This window comes from Streptomyces sp. AgN23, assembly GCF_001598115.1.
In the GTDB taxonomy this organism is placed as follows: Bacteria; Actinomycetota; Actinomycetes; order Streptomycetales; family Streptomycetaceae; genus Streptomyces; species Streptomyces antimycoticus.
In genome coordinates this window covers 3464192-3478859 of the sequence record NZ_CP007153.1, presented here as the reverse complement: position 1 = coordinate 3478859, position 14668 = coordinate 3464192, and the positions used below count along the sequence as shown (strand labels likewise).

Below are 14668 nucleotides of genomic sequence, written 5' to 3'. Positions count from 1 at the left end.
GTCCGTCAGGAGAACAGCGCCCTGCCCCACCAGTCGTCCGCGTCCCGGACGCCTGGCGGGACCGCGAAGAGCGCCGAACCCACGTGCTGGATGTACTCGTTGAGCGCGTCCTTACGTGCCAGCGCTCGCTGCACCGGTACGAACCCGTCCCGTACGTCGTGCTGGTAGGCGAGGAAGAACAGCCCCGCATCCAGCCGCCCCAGACCGTCCGTGCCATCGGTGAAGGAGTAGCCGCGGCGCAGGATCCGGGCCCCGCCGTTGGAGTCCGGATGCGCGAGGCGGACATGCGCGGTGGGCAGCATCGCCTTCAGATTCGGCTCGTCGCGCTCATGCTGCTTGCCCTGCGGCGCGCCCTCGCCCTTGTCCCGGCCGAAGACGTCCTCCTGTTCCTTGAGCGAGGTGCGGTCCCAGGTCTCGATATGCATCCGGATCCGGCGCGCCACCAGATACGAACCGCCGGCCAGCCATGCCGGGCCCGCCTTCCCGCTCACCCACACATGCTTCTCCAGGGCGGCGGTGTCGGTGCCCGCGATGTTCCGGGTGCCGTCCTTGAAGCCCATCATGTTGCGGGGTGTCTGGGCGTCCGGCGTGGTCGAGGACGTCTTGCCGAAGCCCAGCTGCGACCAGCGGATGGCCACCTTGCCCATGCCGATCCGGGCCAGGTTGCGGATGGCGTGCACGGCCACCTGCGGGTCGTCCGCGCACGCCTGCACACACAGATCGCCGTCGCTGCGCGCCGCGTCGAGGTTGTCGCCCGGGAAGGCGGGCAGGTCGATCAGCGCCTCGGGGCGGCGGTCGGCGATGCCGAAGCGGTCCTTGCCCTTCTTGTCCGTGAAGAGCGTGGGCCCGAAGCCGATGGTGAGGGTGAGCCGGGACGCCATGAGGCCGAGCGCCTCGCCGGTGTCGTCCGGCGGTGCCTCCGCCAGATCGCTCACCGCGCCACCGCCGACCGCATGCCCCTGCGTCATCCGGGCCGCCGCCTTGGTCCACTCCTTGAGCAGCGCGATCAGCTCGGCGCGGTCGTCGGTGGTGACGTCGAACGCCGCGAAGTGCAGCCGGTCCTGCACCGCCGTGGCGATCCCCGCCTGGTGCGCCCCGTAGAAGGGCACCGCGGCGCCGCTGTCGGCGACCGTTTCGGTGTCGTCCGCACCGCCGCCCAGCGCGGCCGCCGCGCCGCCGGCTGCCGCGGCGCCGAGCGCGAGCCCGGCGCCTCCCCAGCCGATCAGCGCCCGGCGCGAGGGTGCGGTGTTGGCCTCGGGCGAGGGAGCCGTGTTGGCCTCGTCGGTCATGTCCGGCCCCCTCACTTGGTGACGACGGCGGCGGCGAGCCGGGACAGCGGCTCGGCGAGCGCGTTGACCGCGTCGGACAGCTTCTTGCGCTGGGACTCCGAGACGGTGTCGTACGACACGAAGCCCTCGCCCTCGCGGTACTTGTCCAGCAGCTTCCCGACGGCCGCGAACTGCTTGTCGAGGTCCTTGGCCAGCGCCGCGTCGTTCTTGGACGCCACCGGCTTGAGCAGCTTGTACGAGGTCTCGGCGCCCTCGACATTGGCCTCGAAGTCCACCAGGTCGGTGTGGCTGTAGCGCTCCTCCTCACCGGTGACCTTGCCGGTCTGCACCTCGTCCAACAGCTCCTTGGCGCCGTTGGCCATGCCGGTGGGGGTGATGTCGGCGGTGCCGACGCGCTTCTGCCAGTCCTTCAGGTCCTTGATGAGCTGGTCGGCGAGGGCGTGGTCGGCCGCGGTGATCTTCTTGGTCTGCCACAGCGACTTCTCCAGCCGGTGCCAGCCGGTCCACTTCTGGCCCTTCTCCAGACCGTCCTCGCGCACATCGACCTTGGGGTCGATGTCACCGAAGGACTCGGCGACCGGCTCGGTGCGCTCCCAGCCGACGCGCGAGGGGGCGTAGAGCTTCTTGGCGCCCTCGAGGTCGTCCTTCTTGATCGCGTCGGCGAACTTCTGGACCACGGGCAGCGTGTCGTCGGCCTGCTTCTGGACGTACGTCCGGTACTCGGCCACCGCCTTGTCCAGCTTGGGGTCGCGCTGGGCCGGCTTGCCCTTGCCGGTGGCGGACACCTTCTGGCGGATGCCGTGGCCCTTCATCCCGGGCTTGCAGGCGATCTCGTACGAACCGGTCTTGATCTCGGCGTTGATCGAGGCGCGGGTGCCGGGGCCGATGTTCTCCCGCTCGGTGACGATCCGGTCGCCCGGGGCGTAGACATAGACCTCGGTGACCTTGGAGCCCTTGTTCTCCACCGCGAATTTCACATGCCCGGCGGGGAAGGAGTTCTTGGAGACCTCGCACGCGCTGTCGGAGGCGGTGACCTGAATGGCGTCGGAGCCCTTGGCGTCGGACTTCTGGGCGCAACCGGCCACGGCGGTGATCGTCGTCAGCGCCGATATCGCGGCGACAACAGGGGTGCGAGCGGCTCGCATACAGGCTCCAGACGGAATCAGGACAGAGCGGATAGGGCGGGAGCAAGGCAGTCGGATAAGGCGGGCCTAACTTAACTGAGCCTTGCCTGTGTGGATCGCGGGTAAGGTCAAGAATTCCCCTGCGAATGACAAAGATTCGGTCAAGCTGGCTGATTTGATGCGGTTCGTTGTCGGGAAAGAGTGACGCACCTCTCTCCTGGGGCTGGCCCCTTCTCCGGGCGTGGGCCGTCGCCGCCGGTCGCGCGGCGGCAGCACGATCGGCCCCCCGGTGCGGGGACGGCGGATCGCCTCCACCGGCCGCCGGTAGACCCGGGGCAGCGGCGCGGCGTCCCGGGCGGACTCATCGTCGTAGATGGGGCGGTCTCCGGCCCAGCGGTAGCAGTGCCAGTGGGCCGTCATGGATGGGGCCGGAGCGGTCATCCGGGGTACCTCCTGCCTGGAGGGCGGGCCGCTGGGGCCGTCGTCCGGTACGGGGCCCGGAGTCCAGCGACCCACCCGGCTTATGGGGCGGGGGTGTTCGCGAGGCGGAGCCGGACCGCGAGCACCGGCGGTGCGGGGACCACGCATCGGTCCGTCCCCCACCGGTCCGTGAGGGCATCGACCAACAGCAGCCCCCGGCCCCGGGTGTTGTCGCCGCCTGAGTCCGTCCGCAGGTAGGGGATATTGCGGGACCGGTCCACCACGCCGAGGCGGACGAACGTCTCGGACGGCCGGGTGACAACGAGGCGGATCGACCCCAGGCGAGCGGCGTGTCCGAGCGGCTGACCCGCGCGTTGATGGCAGGCCGGGACGAGGATCTCGTGGTCCTGCTGGTGGACGCCGAACACCCCCGGGTCCAGGCCCTGTACGAGTCCTGGGGCTTCCGCGAGGTGGGGGAGCGCCAGCCCTTCCCGGACTCCCCGGTCTACGCCGTCATGCTCGCCGAGCTGCCCCTGAAGTAGTCCCAGAACAGGGAAGGTTGGAGCTGGGCCTTCAGCAGGGCGCTGAGCGTACGGTGCCTCAGGCGCTGAGCCGGAACTCCTCGGCCAGCTCCTGGAAGATCCCCGCGTTCAGCGCGTAGGCGCGCTTGCACTCCTCCACGACGCGCTGCTTCTCCAGATCGTCCACCGGCAGTGCGTCCAGCAGCGCGCGGTACTCCCGCTTGAAGGCGGCCGGGTTGCCGATCGACTCGAAGACGTAGAACCGTACCCCGTCGCCCTTACGGTCGAAGCCCCAGGTCTTCTCCGCCGTGTCCCGCACGTACTGGCCGCCGGAGAGATCGCCCATATAGCGGGTGTAGTGGTGGGCCACATAGCCCGCCGGCCACTCGCGCGCGCACTCCGCCACCCGCGCCGCGTACGCCGTCGTGGCGGGCAGCGCGGTGAGGCCGGTGCGCCAGTCCGGGCCGCCGAGATAGGCCAGATCGCGCTCCAGCTCGGCTATCCGGGCCAGCTCCGGCCGGAGGAACGGCCCCGCCACGGGGTCCGCCGCGAGCGCGTCGGCCGGGGTCTCCAGGGCGCGGTAGACGAACCACAGCTGCTCGGAGTAGCGGCGGTAGGCCGCCACGCCCAGCCGCCCGCCGAGCAGATCGGTCATGAACGACGAGCTGCCGACGTCCGTGTGGGCTTCCCGCGAGGCGGTGCGGATGAGGGCGGAGAACTCCACGGTGGACCTCCGGGGCCGAGGCGGGTAGGTTAGCCAATGCTTTCCCGACAGGCTGTCGGTAAAACTGCCCGCAGTTGAAGAGGGGCCGTCGGTGAGGCCCCGCTGCTCCCCAGAACCCGTCAGCCCACTACGGCAGGGTGAGGATCTCCGCCCCGGAGTCCGTCACCACCAGTGTGTGCTCGAACTGCGCCGTCCGCTTGCGGTCCTTGGTGACCACGGTCCAGCCGTCCTCCCACATGTCGTACTCATAGGTGCCGAGCGTCAGCATCGGCTCGATGGTGAAGGTCATCCCCGGCTTGATCTCGGTGGTGTGGTGCGGGCTGTCGTAGTGCGGCACGATCAGGCCGGAGTGGAACGAGGAGTTGATCCCATGGCCGGTGAAGTCGCGGACCACCCCGTAGCCGAAGCGCTTGGCGTACGACTCGATGACCCGGCCGATGATGTTGATCCGGCGGCCCGGCTTGACGGCCTTGATCGCGCGGTTGAGGGACTCCCGGGTGCGCTCCACGAGCAGCCGCGACTCCTCGTCCACCTCGCCGCACAGGTAGGTGGCGTTGTTGTCCCCGTGCACCCCGCCGATGTAGGCGGTGACGTCGAGGTTCACGATGTCGCCGTCCCTCAGGACGGTGGTGTCGGGGATGCCGTGGCAGATGACCTCGTTGACCGAGCTGCACAGCGACTTGGGGAACCCGCGGTAGCCCAGCGTCGAGGGGTACGCCCCGTGGTCGCACATGTACTCATGGGCCACCCGGTCCAGCTCGTCCGTGGTGACCCCCGGCGCGATCAGCTTGGCGGCCTCCTCCATCGCCCGTGCGGCGATACGCCCCGCGATCCGCATGCGCTCGATCGTCTCGGCGTCCTGGACCTCGGGCCCGTCATAAGGTGTCGGGCCCGCCTTGCCGACGTACTCCGGGCGCGGGATCGAGGCGGGGACGGGGCGGGTGGGGGAGAGCGTCCCCGGGACTAGAAGCGACTGGCCAGACATATCAGCGAGTGTATCGGCGGCGCATGGGGCAGCATGGCCGCAAGGGCCCTTCGGGCCACTGGGGAACGAGCGGAGGCCGGAGGCCGGGATGGCGCTGTTCAAGAGGGGAACCGCCGGCAAGCCCGGTGAGTGGTACTACTGCATCCGGCACCAGAAGGTCGAGGAGGGCCCGGAGTGCCGCGCCGCCGACCGCCTCGGGCCTTACGCCTCCCCGGAGGAGGCCGCCCGCGCGATGGAGACCGCGCGCGAGCGCAACGAGGAGTGGCAGAACGACCCCCGCTGGCGGGACGACGAGCCCCCGGCGGCGCGCTGAGACGCACTGGGTGGGGTGAGTTTCCCCGGGCGCTCGGGCCCCTGCCGGGGCGCGGAGCGCTTCCCCGGTGCGGGGTGCCGGGGGACCAGCGGCCCGGCCCCCCAGTGCCGGGCCGCCCACTGCCTCGGCCCGTACGCCCCCGGAGGAGGCCGCCCGCGCGATGGAGACCGCGCGAGAGCGCGAGCCACTGGCGGCAGGCTGAGGCTTCCCGGGTGCGGTGAGCTGTCCCGGGCGCCGAGGCTTTTCCGGGCGCCGTGCGCCGGGCGCCGGGCGCACGGCGCCCGGCGATCAGCCGGTGGCGGGGCGGAGCTCGCGCGCCTCGCGCGCCTCGCGCGCTTGGCGGGCGTGCTCGTCCGTCCGGGCGTCGTAGCTCATCAGCCGGGGCAGCGCCAGCGCCAGCAGGCCGACCGAGGCCACGCAGGCCAGCCCGCCGGACCACACCGAGGCCCGTACGCCCACCCACCCGGCCATGGTTCCGGCCCGGACCTGGCCCAGTTGGGGGCCGGTGGCGTAGGAGAGCAGCTCGATACCGGCCAGCCGGCCGCGCAGTCTCTCGGGAATCGTCTGGTTCCACAGCGTGGCGCGGAACAGTCCGCTCACCATGTCCCCGCCGCCCGCCACTGCCAGGCACAGCAGCACCAGCCAGACGTTGGACAGCCCTCCGGCCGCCGCCATGGCCAGGCCCCAGACCGCCGCGCCCGCGACCACCATCCGGCCGTGGCGGTGCACCCGGGACGTCCAGCCGCTGGTCGCGCTGACCACCACCGAGCCGACCGACCCCGCCGCGTACATCAGGCCGAGCGCCCAGGGCGCGTCCAGATCGTCGGCGAGGAAGGGGAAGATCGCGTTCGGGAAGGCGAAGAACATGGCGGCCATGTCCACCGCGTAGGTGCCCAGCAGCTCCTTGCGCCGCCAGGCGTAGCGCGCGCCCTCCCCGATCGCGCGCAGCGACGGCGGTTCGGCGTCGTGCGCGGGCGGGGCGGCGGTCAGCCGGAGGGCCAGGAGTCCGGAGACGGCGAACGTCAGCAGATCGAGGCCGTAGGCGAGCGGCAGCCCGGCGTACGCCACGACGACCCCGGCGAGCGAGGGCCCCGCGATGGCGGACAGCTGCCAGCGCAGCGAGTTGAGCGCGGCGGCCGCGGTCAGCTGGCCGTGCGGGACGATCCGGGCCACCACCGCGTCGATGGCGGGGCGCTGGAGCCCGGTCAGCGCACTGGCCAGCGCGGCCACCACGTACAGCGGCCACAGCATGGGATCCGGCAGCAGGCTGTTGACCAGCAGCAGTGCGGCGAGCAGCCCGAGCCCGGCCTCGGTCAGCAGGATCAGCCGCCGCCGGTCCACGGCGTCGGCCAGCGCGCCGCCGTACAGCCCGAAGACGATCAGCGGCACCAGCTCGACCGCCCCGATCGCGCCGACCGCGGCGGCGGAGCCCGTCAACTCCTTGATCTGGAGCGGCAGCGCCACCATCGTCAGGAAGCTGCCGAAGGCGGTCACCAGCCCCGCGGTCCACAGCAGCCGGAAGTCACGCGAGGAGTGCCAGGGGGCGAGGTCGGGCAGTAGCGCGCGAACCCGCCGCGGCGCGCGGGGCCCCGGAGGGTCGTCCTGGTCGGTCAGGGTCACGAGGTGACATCGTCCGACCGGGCCCCCGCGCTGAGCAACCGAATTACCCGCCGCGCGGCGCCTTATTGCTATGACGGGCCGCGCGGCGCCTTACGGCTCGTGGCCTTACGGCTCGTGGGGTGCCGTCGCCGGTGTGTGGGCCGGGGTGCCGTCGCCGGTGTGTGGGCCGGGGTGCCGTCACCGGTGTGCGGGCTGGGGGGCCGTCACCGGTATGTGGGCCGGGGCGCCCTCACCAGCGTGCGGGCCGGGGTGTCGCTCACCCGTGTACGGGCCAGGGTGATCCATGCCAGTGCGCGGGCCGGAGCGACCCTCACCAATGCGCGCACCGGAGCGGCCCTCACCACCGCGTGGGCGGCGGCGCCGCCAAGTGTTCGGCCAGCCGGGCCAGCCGGTCCTGGAAGCGCCGCCGGCCCGGGCGCGGCAGGCTGTTCTCCCCGGCGGCCGCGCTGACCAGGTGCTGGAGGGTGTCGAGGTCGAGTTCGCCGCCCTCGGGGGCGGAGAGCGCGTCATGGGCCAGGGCGTGCAGCCCAGTGTCGCCGCCGTCGAGGGCGAGCACGGTCGCCCCGCCCCGGCGGGCGTCGTTCACCCGCTCCAGCAGCCCGGCCCCGGGGTCGTCCGGCGCGACCACCAGCAGGGTCTCCCCGCGGCCCGCCCCCTCCAGCCGCCCGAGGCCGACCGCCAGATGCGCGGGCACGGCGCCGCCCTCCGGCACCCGGTGGCGGACGAGGGTGGGGGACAGTTCGGGCAGTCCGGACCAGGCCGCCTCGTCGTCGAGGTGCGCGGCCAGGTGCCACGGTTCGTGTCTCTCGCTGCCGACCAGCAGCAGTCCGCCCGCGCGCGGTCCGACCGAGGCCCGTAGCGAGCCCGCGAAGCGGCGGGTGGCCTGGAGCCATTCCGTTCCGGCGAGGGCTTCGCGCAGCAGTGCAACCCTTACGGCGTCCATGGCATCCGGATCCTGCCCCGGCCCGCGCCCCGGCGGGCGCGATTCGGGCCCGGCTCACCCGATCGGGGCATATGCGGCAGGCATGCCGTCAATCGAGCCCCCGCCCGGCGGCCGTTTGTGCTCCTTTCCGCGTCTCCAACTGTTCATGCGCCGTCTCTTGACGCTCTGTGAGGCAAACCCTAAGGTCACCGGACACAAGGGACGTCCTACGTCCCATTTTTCTGACTCGGCACTCGATTGCGACGGGGCATCGGGAGGTCTGGTGACAGTCGATACGGGGGCGGCACGCTCGTACGAGGTGTCCGTTCCATTCCGGGCGGGAACCGAGGGGTACACGAGCTACCGGATTCCGGCGGTCGTGCTGACCCACGCCGGAACCGTCCTCGCCTTCGCCGAGGGCCGGGTGGACTCCTCCGCCGACTACGGCCATATCGACCTGGTGCTCAAGCGGTCGGCCGACGGCGGGCGGACCTGGGGCGCGTTACAGATCGTCGCCCGCGACGAGGACGGAACGGCGGGCAACCCCGCCCCCGTCGTCCTCGACGGCGGCCCCCACGACGGCCGCGTCCTGCTGGTGCACATCCGCAGCGCGGCCTCGGCCACCGAGGACCGGATCCGGCGCGGTGAGGTGAGCGCGGCCGACGGACGGCGGGTGTGGCTGACGTACAGCGATGACGACGGCGCGAGCTGGAGCGGGGCCCGCGAGATCACCGCGAGCATCAAACGGCCCGAATGGCGCTGGTACGCCACCACGCCCGGCCACGCCCTCCAGCTGCGGTACGGCGCCCACGCGGGCCGGATCGTCGTCGCGGCCAACCACTCCCTGCCGCCGACCGTCCCCGGCGACGACGGCACCGAGGGGCGGTACAACGGCGGCCACGATCTGCTCAGCGACGACGACGGCGCCACCTGGCGGATCGGGTACGTGGACGACAACCCCGACGGCTATGTCAACGTCAACGAGACCACCGCCGCCCAACTTTCCGACGGCCGCGTCTACTTCAACACCCGCACCGACGCGACCGCGCCCGGCAACCGCGCCGACGCCCACTCCGGTGACGGCGGCGCCACCCTGGACCTGCCCTTCCGGCCGCAGGCCGGTCTGGTCGCCCCCGTGGTCGAGGGCAGTGTGCTGCACCTCGGCGAACCGGACGCGCTGCTCTTCTCCGGCCCCGCCGACCCCGCGTACCGGGCGCTGATGACCGTCCGCACCAGCCATGACGGCGGTGTCACCTGGCACCCCACGCACACCGTGAACGGCCTGCCCGCCGCCTACTCCGATCTGGTCCGGCTCGACGAGGCCACGGTCGGACTGCTCTACGAGACCGGCGACTTCAGCGCCTACTCGACCATCACATTCCGGCGCATTCCGGTGGAGAGGCTGGTATGAGCGATACCGCAGGAAACGGGAACACATGGCCGTCCGGCACGCCGCGCCGCGCCGTCCTCGGCGGCGCGGCCGCCGCGGCGGCCGGGTTCGCCCTCGCGGGCTGCGGCTCGGACGACGACGGGGGCGGGGAACCCGAGGACCGTAAGAAGGGCGAGAAGATCACCCTGACCTTCTGGTCCTGGGTGCCGGGCATCGACAAGCCCGTCGCCCTGTGGAACAGCGAGAACCCCGAGGTGCGGGTCAAGGTCGAGAAGGTCTCGGCCGTCGACGGCGCCCAGTACGCCAAGATGCACGCCGCCATCAAGGCGGGCAATCCGCCGGACCTCGGCCAGATCGAATACCCGGTCGTGCCCAGCTTCCTCGTCGACAACGGGCTGCTGGATCTGACCAAGTACGGGGTCGCCGAGCACAAGGACATGTTCATCGGCTGGCAGTGGCAGCAGTCCGTCTTCGGCAAGGCGGTCTACGCCGTACCGCAGGCGTCCGGTCCGATGGGCCTGTTCATCCGTCAGGACCTGTTCGACAAGTGGGGCATAGAACCGCCCACCACCTGGGACGAGTACGAGGCGGCGGCTACCGCGATCCGTAAGAAGGGCGCCTGGATCGAGACCTTCTCGGCCACCAACGGCAATCGCTTCGCGGGGCTGGCCTGGCAGGCCGGGGCGCGCTGGTTCGGCACCGAGGGCGACACCTGGACCGTCTCCATCGACGACGAGCCCACCCGTAAGGTCGCCGACTACTGGTACGACCTGGCCCGGCGGAAGCTCATCAAGACCATTCCGGACCGGCAGAACGCCTGGTACAAGGACGTCCAGACCGGCTCCATCGCCTCCTGGCTCGGCGCGAGCTGGGGCGACGCCCTGCTGGTCGGCAACGCGCCCAAGACCGCGGGCAAGTGGCGCGTGGTGCCCATGCCGCAGTGGAAGAGGGGCGACGCCTCCTTCGCCAACTGGGGCGGCTCCACCACCGCGGTCTTCGCCAAGACCAAGTACCCCAAGGACGCGCTGGCCTTCGCGATCTGGCTCAACACCGATCCCGAGTCGATCAAGCTCCTGATCGAGAACGGCTATGGCACCCCGGGCGCCAAGCAGGGGTACACCACCTCCCAGCTCGATGTGCACAAGGACTTCTTCGGGGGCCAGGCGTACAGCAAGGTCTTCGACGAGGCGAGCAAAGGCGTGGACACCAGCTGGAAGTGGGGCCCCGCCACGGACACCCTCTACCAGCGGCTCGGCGACGCCTTCACCGCCGCCATCGGGGACGGGTCCGACTTCCGTTCCGTGCTGAAGAAGGTGCAGGGCGAGACGATCACCGACCTCAAGGAAAAGGGCCTCAAGGTGAAGGCCGGGTGAGGCGGGTGAGCAAAGCCCCCCGCCGCTTCACCCGGACCGAGGCACGCAGCGCCCGGGCGGCGTCCGGGTTTCTGCTGCCCTTCCTTGCGCTCTTCCTGCTGTGCTTCATCGCCCCCATCGCCTACGCCCTCTACGAGAGCCTGCTGAAGGTCGAGCGCACCGGACCGCTCGGCCTCGGCGGGGAGACCAAACAGGTGTGGGCGGGCCTGTCCAACTACGCCCACGCCCTGGAGGACGACCGGTTCACGGCGGGCTTCGGCCGGGTGCTGCTCTTCGGCGCCGTCCAGATCCCGTTGATGATCGCCTTCGCCACCGCGCTCGCACTGCTGCTGGACGCGGCCTCCGCGCGCTGGGTCGGCTTCTTCCGGACCGCCTTCTTCCTGCCGTACGGCGTGCCCGGGGTGATCGCGTCGATCCTGTGGGGCTTCCTCTACGTCCCCGGGATCAGCCCGCTGGTGGAGATGGCCGATTCGATGGGCTGGGACGTGGACTTCCTGGGCCGCGGAGCGGTCCTGTGGTCCATCGCCAACATCGTCACCTGGCAGTTCACCGGCTACAACATGCTGGTGCTGATCGCCCAGCTCAAGGCCGTACCCGGAGAGCTGTACGAGGCGGCGCGGATCGACGGGGCCAATGCCTGGCAGGTCGCCCGGCACATCAAACTCCCGCTGATCCGGCCCGCGCTCGTGCTCACCACCGTCTTCAGCCTCATCGGCACCCTGCAGCTCTTCGCCGAACCCAAGGTGCTCAAACCGCTGAGCAACTCCATCGACTCCGGCTACACCCCCAATCTGGCCGCCTACAACGAGGCGTTCACCAGCAACAACCAGCACATCGCCGCGGCCGAGGCGGTTCTGCTCGCCCTCGTCGCCTGCGTGCTGTCCTTCGGATTCCTGAGACTCGTGGGCCGGCGGGGGAAGGACGGCGACAACGGATGAACGAGGCGAACGACCTGGCGGGCGCGGTCGCGAGCGAGCCCGCGGACGAGGCCGCACCCGGGAAGGGGCGGCCGGAGGCGGTCCCGCCCGATGACCGGCCCGGTGCGGGCCGCCGCGCGGCGAGGGGCCGGGAGGGGACGGAACCCCCTCTGCGGCACCGGATCGTCACCGTCTCGCTGCTCACCGTCGCCGCCCTCTACTTCCTGACCCCGGTCTACTGGCTCGTCGTCTCCTCCACCAAGTCCAGCAGCGATCTCTTCGGCACCTTCGGCTTCTGGTTCCACGACCCGCACCCGCTCGACTATCTGCACCGGGTGCTCACCTACGACGACGGCATCTACGTACGGTGGTTCGCCAACAGCCTGATGTACGCGGGCGTCGGCGCGCTCGCCGCCACCCTGCTGTCGGCCGCCGCCGGCTACGCCCTGGCCAAGTTCCGCTTCCCCGGCCGGGAGGGCGTCTTCAACGTCATCCTGGCCGGAGTGCTGATCCCGGGCACGGCGCTCGCCCTCCCGCTCTATCTCCTCTTCAGCGAGATCGGCCTGGCCAACACCTACTGGGCCGTGCTCATCCCCAGCATCGTCAGCCCCTTCGGGGTCTATCTGTGCCGGATCTACGCGGCCGCCGCCGTGCCGGACTCCCTCCTGGAGGCGGCGCGGATCGACGGCGCGGGGGAGGCCCGGATCTTCTCCACGCTGGGGCTGCGGCTGATGACCCCGGCGCTGGTCACCGTCTTCCTGTTCCAGTTCGTGCACATCTGGAACAACTTCTTTCTGCCGCTGGTCATGCTCTCCGACTCCGATCTCTACCCGATCCAGCTCGGCCTGACGTCCTGGCAGGGGTACGCGGACCGGCAGCCGGAGCTGTACCAGTACACGGTCGGCGGGGCGTTCCTGTCCGTCCTGCCGCTGATGGTGCTGATGGGCGTACTCCAGCGGTACTGGCGCACAGGGCTGACGGAGGGGAGTGTCAAAGCGTAAGAGACGTCACCATGAAGGTGGCCGCGGTGCGTGACAGGATCACTGTCATGACTACTCCTGATGCCCCGAACTCCGTGTCCGACGCCCCCGCGAAGAAGGCCCCCGCCAAGGACCCCTGGGACCTCCCCGATGTGTCCGGCCTGACCGTCGGCGTCCTGGGCGGCACCGGCGACCAGGGCCGCGGCCTCGCCTACCGGCTGGCCAGGGCCGGCCAGAAGGTGATCATCGGTTCGCGCGCCGTCGAGCGCGCGCAGACCGCGGCGCGGGAGCTGGGCGGCGCGGCGCTCGGCATCGAGGGCGCGGACAACGCCGAGTGCTCGCGCCGCAGCGACATCGTCATCGTCGCGGTCCCGTGGGACGGCCACGCCAAGACGCTGGACTCGCTGCGCGAGGAGCTCAGCGGCAAGCTGGTCATCGACTGCGTCAACCCGCTGGGCTTCGACAAGAAGGGCGCGTACGCCCTGACGCCGGAGGAGGGCAGCGCCGCCGAGCAGGCCGCCGCCCTGCTGCCGGACTCCCGGGTCACCGCGGCCTTCCACCACCTCTCGGCCGTAACTCTGCAGGACCCCGAGGTCGAGCAGATCGACACCGACGTGATGGTCCTGGGCGAGTCGCGCGCCGACACCGACCTGGTCCAGGCGCTCGCGGCCCGCATCCCGGGCATGCGCGGCGTCTTCGCGGGCCGGCTGCGCAACGCCCACCAGGTGGAGTCCCTGGTGGCCAATCTGATCTCGGTCAACCGCCGCTACAAGGCCCATGCGGGCCTGCGCGTCACCGACGTCTGAGGGCGCCGCCGCCCGACCGGCACATCCGGGGCGCCCCGCCCCTGCGGCGGCGCATGGGGGACAATGCCGGGGAGTGCCACATCCGCCGACAGGAGCCGACCCCATGCCCCGCCTCGCCCTTTGCACCCTGGCCGTCTGCGTCCTCGCGATCGCCGCGGCCGTCGTGTCCTTCGCGCGGGGGAGCTGGCTCGGGATCATCTGGATCCTGATCGCCGGTATCTCGTCCAACATGGCCTGGTACTACGTCCGCAAGGCCCGGGCCGACCGCGCGGCCGACCGGGAGAGCACGGGCGCCACGAGCTGAGGCCGCCGGGCGGGGGCTAGAAGTCGAGGCGGGGGATATCGGGCTCGCCCTGCCAGAAGCGGAAGAATTCCTGGCCCCAGTAGGTGTCCCACTCCGATACGCCCAGGGCCCGCATCACCGCGTCGATGGCGCCGAAGAACGCCTCATTGACCTCGGGTATCCACAGGATCCCGAAGACCGCGAGCAGCCCGAACGGCGCGTACGGCTCGACCTGGCGCCGGATGCGGTGCGACAGCCAGGGCTCGATCACCCCGTACCCGTCCAGGCCCGGCACCGGCAGGAAGTTCAAGATCGCCGCCGTGACCTGCAGCAACGCCAGGAAGGCGAGGGCGAAGCGGAAGAGCTCCGGCACCTGGTCCGTGGCGTCGAGCCAGAACGGGGCGGTCAGCGCGGCCGCGAACAGCACGTTCGTCAGCGGGCCCGCGGCCGAGATCAGGCTGTGCTTCCAGCGGCCCTGGATCCGGTGCCGCTCGATGAACACCGCCCCGCCCGGCAGCCCGATCCCGCCCATGATCACGAAGACCACGGGCAGCACGATGCTCAGCGCCACATGCGTGTACTTCAGCGGGTTGAGGGTCAGATAGCCCTTCGCGCCGATCGACAGATCCCCGCCGTGCAGCGCGGTGCGCGCATGGGCGTACTCATGCAGGCACAGGGAGACGACCCAGCCGGAGACGACGAACAGGAAGACGGCGAAGCCGGGGCTGGCCGAGTACTCCGTCCACACGGCCCACGCGGACACGACCATGATCGCGAACAGTCCGAGGAAGACGGGGCTGATGCGCCGCTCGCGGCGGCTGATGGCGGTGGTCATCGAGTGGGGTCTCCATACGGGCTGGTGAGCGCTGAGGGGGAAACGTCGAACACGGGGCGCGGAGTTCCGGGCCAGGGTAAACGGCAAGACGGCCGGGCCAGGGGAAACGGGGGAGCGGCCGGGGCCACGGGGAACGGGAGAACGGCCGGGCCGGGGTCAGCGGGAG

The 14668-nt window shown here is 71.1% G+C and carries 14 protein-coding genes and 1 pseudogene; 8 read left to right on the top strand and 7 right to left on the bottom strand.

The genetic code is table 11. From position 1 onward, the window contains the following. Positions 1-5 precede the first annotated feature (5 nt). Both efeB and efeO read right to left on the bottom strand, forming a co-directional pair. Positions 6-1289, bottom strand: a complete 1284-nt coding sequence (gene efeB / locus AS97_RS15235) for an iron uptake transporter deferrochelatase/peroxidase subunit (protein WP_210565080.1) — start codon at positions 1287-1289, stop codon at positions 6-8. Positions 1290-1300: 11 nt separating this feature from the next. Next, entirely contained in the window at positions 1301-2434 is a 1134-nt protein-coding gene (gene efeO, locus AS97_RS15230) for an iron uptake system protein EfeO (protein WP_125760831.1), read from the bottom strand. A gap of 737 nt (positions 2435-3171) precedes the next feature. On the opposite strand from efeO, the pseudogene AS97_RS15225 reads away from it, so the two are divergent. Continuing rightward, a pseudogene (locus AS97_RS15225) lies at positions 3172-3375 on the top strand (GNAT family N-acetyltransferase); the annotation flags it as partial. Positions 3376-3433: 58 nt separating this feature from the next. Here the strand turns inward: AS97_RS15225 and AS97_RS15220 are convergent. Both AS97_RS15220 and map read right to left on the bottom strand, forming a co-directional pair. Continuing rightward, the gene (locus AS97_RS15220) at positions 3434-4078 is read right to left on the bottom strand and encodes a biliverdin-producing heme oxygenase (protein ID WP_086710027.1); all 645 of its coding nucleotides are present in this window, start codon (positions 4076-4078) and stop codon (positions 3434-3436) included. 127 nt (positions 4079-4205) lie between these two features. Then, complete coding sequence (map, locus tag AS97_RS15215; protein ID WP_059143135.1) at positions 4206-5063, bottom strand: type I methionyl aminopeptidase; 858 nt, start codon at positions 5061-5063, stop codon at positions 4206-4208. 88 nt (positions 5064-5151) lie between these two features. Between map and AS97_RS15210 the strand changes: the two genes are divergently transcribed. Next, a complete protein-coding gene (locus AS97_RS15210) occupies positions 5152-5376 on the top strand; it encodes a hypothetical protein (RefSeq protein ID WP_059143136.1) in 225 nt (74 codons plus the stop codon). A gap of 288 nt (positions 5377-5664) precedes the next feature. Here the strand turns inward: AS97_RS15210 and AS97_RS15205 are convergent, their stop codons facing one another. Both AS97_RS15205 and AS97_RS15200 read right to left on the bottom strand, forming a co-directional pair. Then, complete coding sequence (locus AS97_RS15205) at positions 5665-6990, bottom strand: MFS transporter (RefSeq protein WP_210567217.1); 1326 nt, start codon at positions 6988-6990, stop codon at positions 5665-5667. A 343-nt stretch (positions 6991-7333) separates the two neighbouring features. Then, positions 7334-7939, bottom strand: a complete 606-nt coding sequence (locus AS97_RS15200) for a hypothetical protein (RefSeq protein WP_059143137.1) — start codon at positions 7937-7939, stop codon at positions 7334-7336. Between the two features lie 262 nt (positions 7940-8201). Here AS97_RS15200 and AS97_RS15195 point away from each other — a divergent pair, with 262 nt between their 5' ends. The 6 genes from AS97_RS15195 to AS97_RS15170 all read left to right on the top strand — a co-directional run bounded on the left by AS97_RS15195 (position 8202) and on the right by AS97_RS15170 (position 13688). Continuing rightward, positions 8202-9329, top strand: coding sequence for a sialidase family protein (locus AS97_RS15195; RefSeq protein ID WP_210565078.1), 1128 nt, complete (start codon positions 8202-8204; stop codon positions 9327-9329). Beyond that, positions 9326-10681 carry an extracellular solute-binding protein gene (locus AS97_RS15190; RefSeq protein ID WP_059143139.1) on the top strand — a complete coding sequence of 452 codons (1356 nt, stop codon included), beginning with the start codon at positions 9326-9328 and terminating at the stop codon, positions 10679-10681. The genes AS97_RS15195 and AS97_RS15190 overlap by 4 nt, the downstream gene beginning before the upstream one ends. After that, positions 10678-11619, top strand: a complete 942-nt coding sequence (locus AS97_RS15185; RefSeq protein ID WP_059143140.1) for a sugar ABC transporter permease — start codon at positions 10678-10680, stop codon at positions 11617-11619. Before AS97_RS15190 ends, AS97_RS15185 begins: the two co-directional genes overlap by 4 nt. Continuing rightward, a complete protein-coding gene (locus tag AS97_RS15180) occupies positions 11616-12599 on the top strand; it encodes a carbohydrate ABC transporter permease (RefSeq protein ID WP_236670263.1) in 984 nt (327 codons plus the stop codon). The genes AS97_RS15185 and AS97_RS15180 overlap by 4 nt, the downstream gene beginning before the upstream one ends. Before the next feature lie 47 nt (positions 12600-12646). Beyond that, entirely contained in the window at positions 12647-13384 is a 738-nt protein-coding gene (gene npdG, locus AS97_RS15175) for an NADPH-dependent F420 reductase (RefSeq protein ID WP_059143239.1), read from the top strand. A 103-nt stretch (positions 13385-13487) separates the two neighbouring features. Continuing rightward, on the top strand, positions 13488-13688 hold the full coding sequence (locus tag AS97_RS15170; RefSeq protein ID WP_059143141.1) for a hypothetical protein: 201 nt from the start codon (positions 13488-13490) through the stop codon (positions 13686-13688). A gap of 16 nt (positions 13689-13704) precedes the next feature. Here AS97_RS15170 and AS97_RS15165 read toward each other — a convergent pair whose 3' ends face one another. Continuing rightward, on the bottom strand, positions 13705-14502 hold the full coding sequence (locus AS97_RS15165; RefSeq protein WP_059143142.1) for a site-2 protease family protein: 798 nt from the start codon (positions 14500-14502) through the stop codon (positions 13705-13707). Positions 14503-14668 lie beyond the last annotated feature (166 nt).

Coding starts and splice junctions, on each gene's coding strand:
- npdG (WP_059143239.1), top strand. CDS start 12,647: ATGACTACTCCTGATGCCCCGAACTCCGTGTCCGACGCCCCCGCGAAG.
- efeO (WP_125760831.1), bottom strand. CDS start 2,434: ATGCGAGCCGCTCGCACCCCTGTTGTCGCCGCGATATCGGCGCTGACG.
- efeB (WP_210565080.1), bottom strand. CDS start 1,289: ATGACCGACGAGGCCAACACGGCTCCCTCGCCCGAGGCCAACACCGCA.
- AS97_RS15210 (WP_059143136.1), top strand. CDS start 5,152: ATGGCGCTGTTCAAGAGGGGAACCGCCGGCAAGCCCGGTGAGTGGTAC.
- AS97_RS15170 (WP_059143141.1), top strand. CDS start 13,488: ATGCCCCGCCTCGCCCTTTGCACCCTGGCCGTCTGCGTCCTCGCGATC.
- AS97_RS15190 (WP_059143139.1), top strand. CDS start 9,326: ATGAGCGATACCGCAGGAAACGGGAACACATGGCCGTCCGGCACGCCG.
- AS97_RS15200 (WP_059143137.1), bottom strand. CDS start 7,939: ATGGACGCCGTAAGGGTTGCACTGCTGCGCGAAGCCCTCGCCGGAACG.
- map (WP_059143135.1), bottom strand. CDS start 5,063: ATGTCTGGCCAGTCGCTTCTAGTCCCGGGGACGCTCTCCCCCACCCGC.
- AS97_RS15180 (WP_236670263.1), top strand. CDS start 11,616: ATGAACGAGGCGAACGACCTGGCGGGCGCGGTCGCGAGCGAGCCCGCG.
- AS97_RS15165 (WP_059143142.1), bottom strand. CDS start 14,502: ATGACCACCGCCATCAGCCGCCGCGAGCGGCGCATCAGCCCCGTCTTC.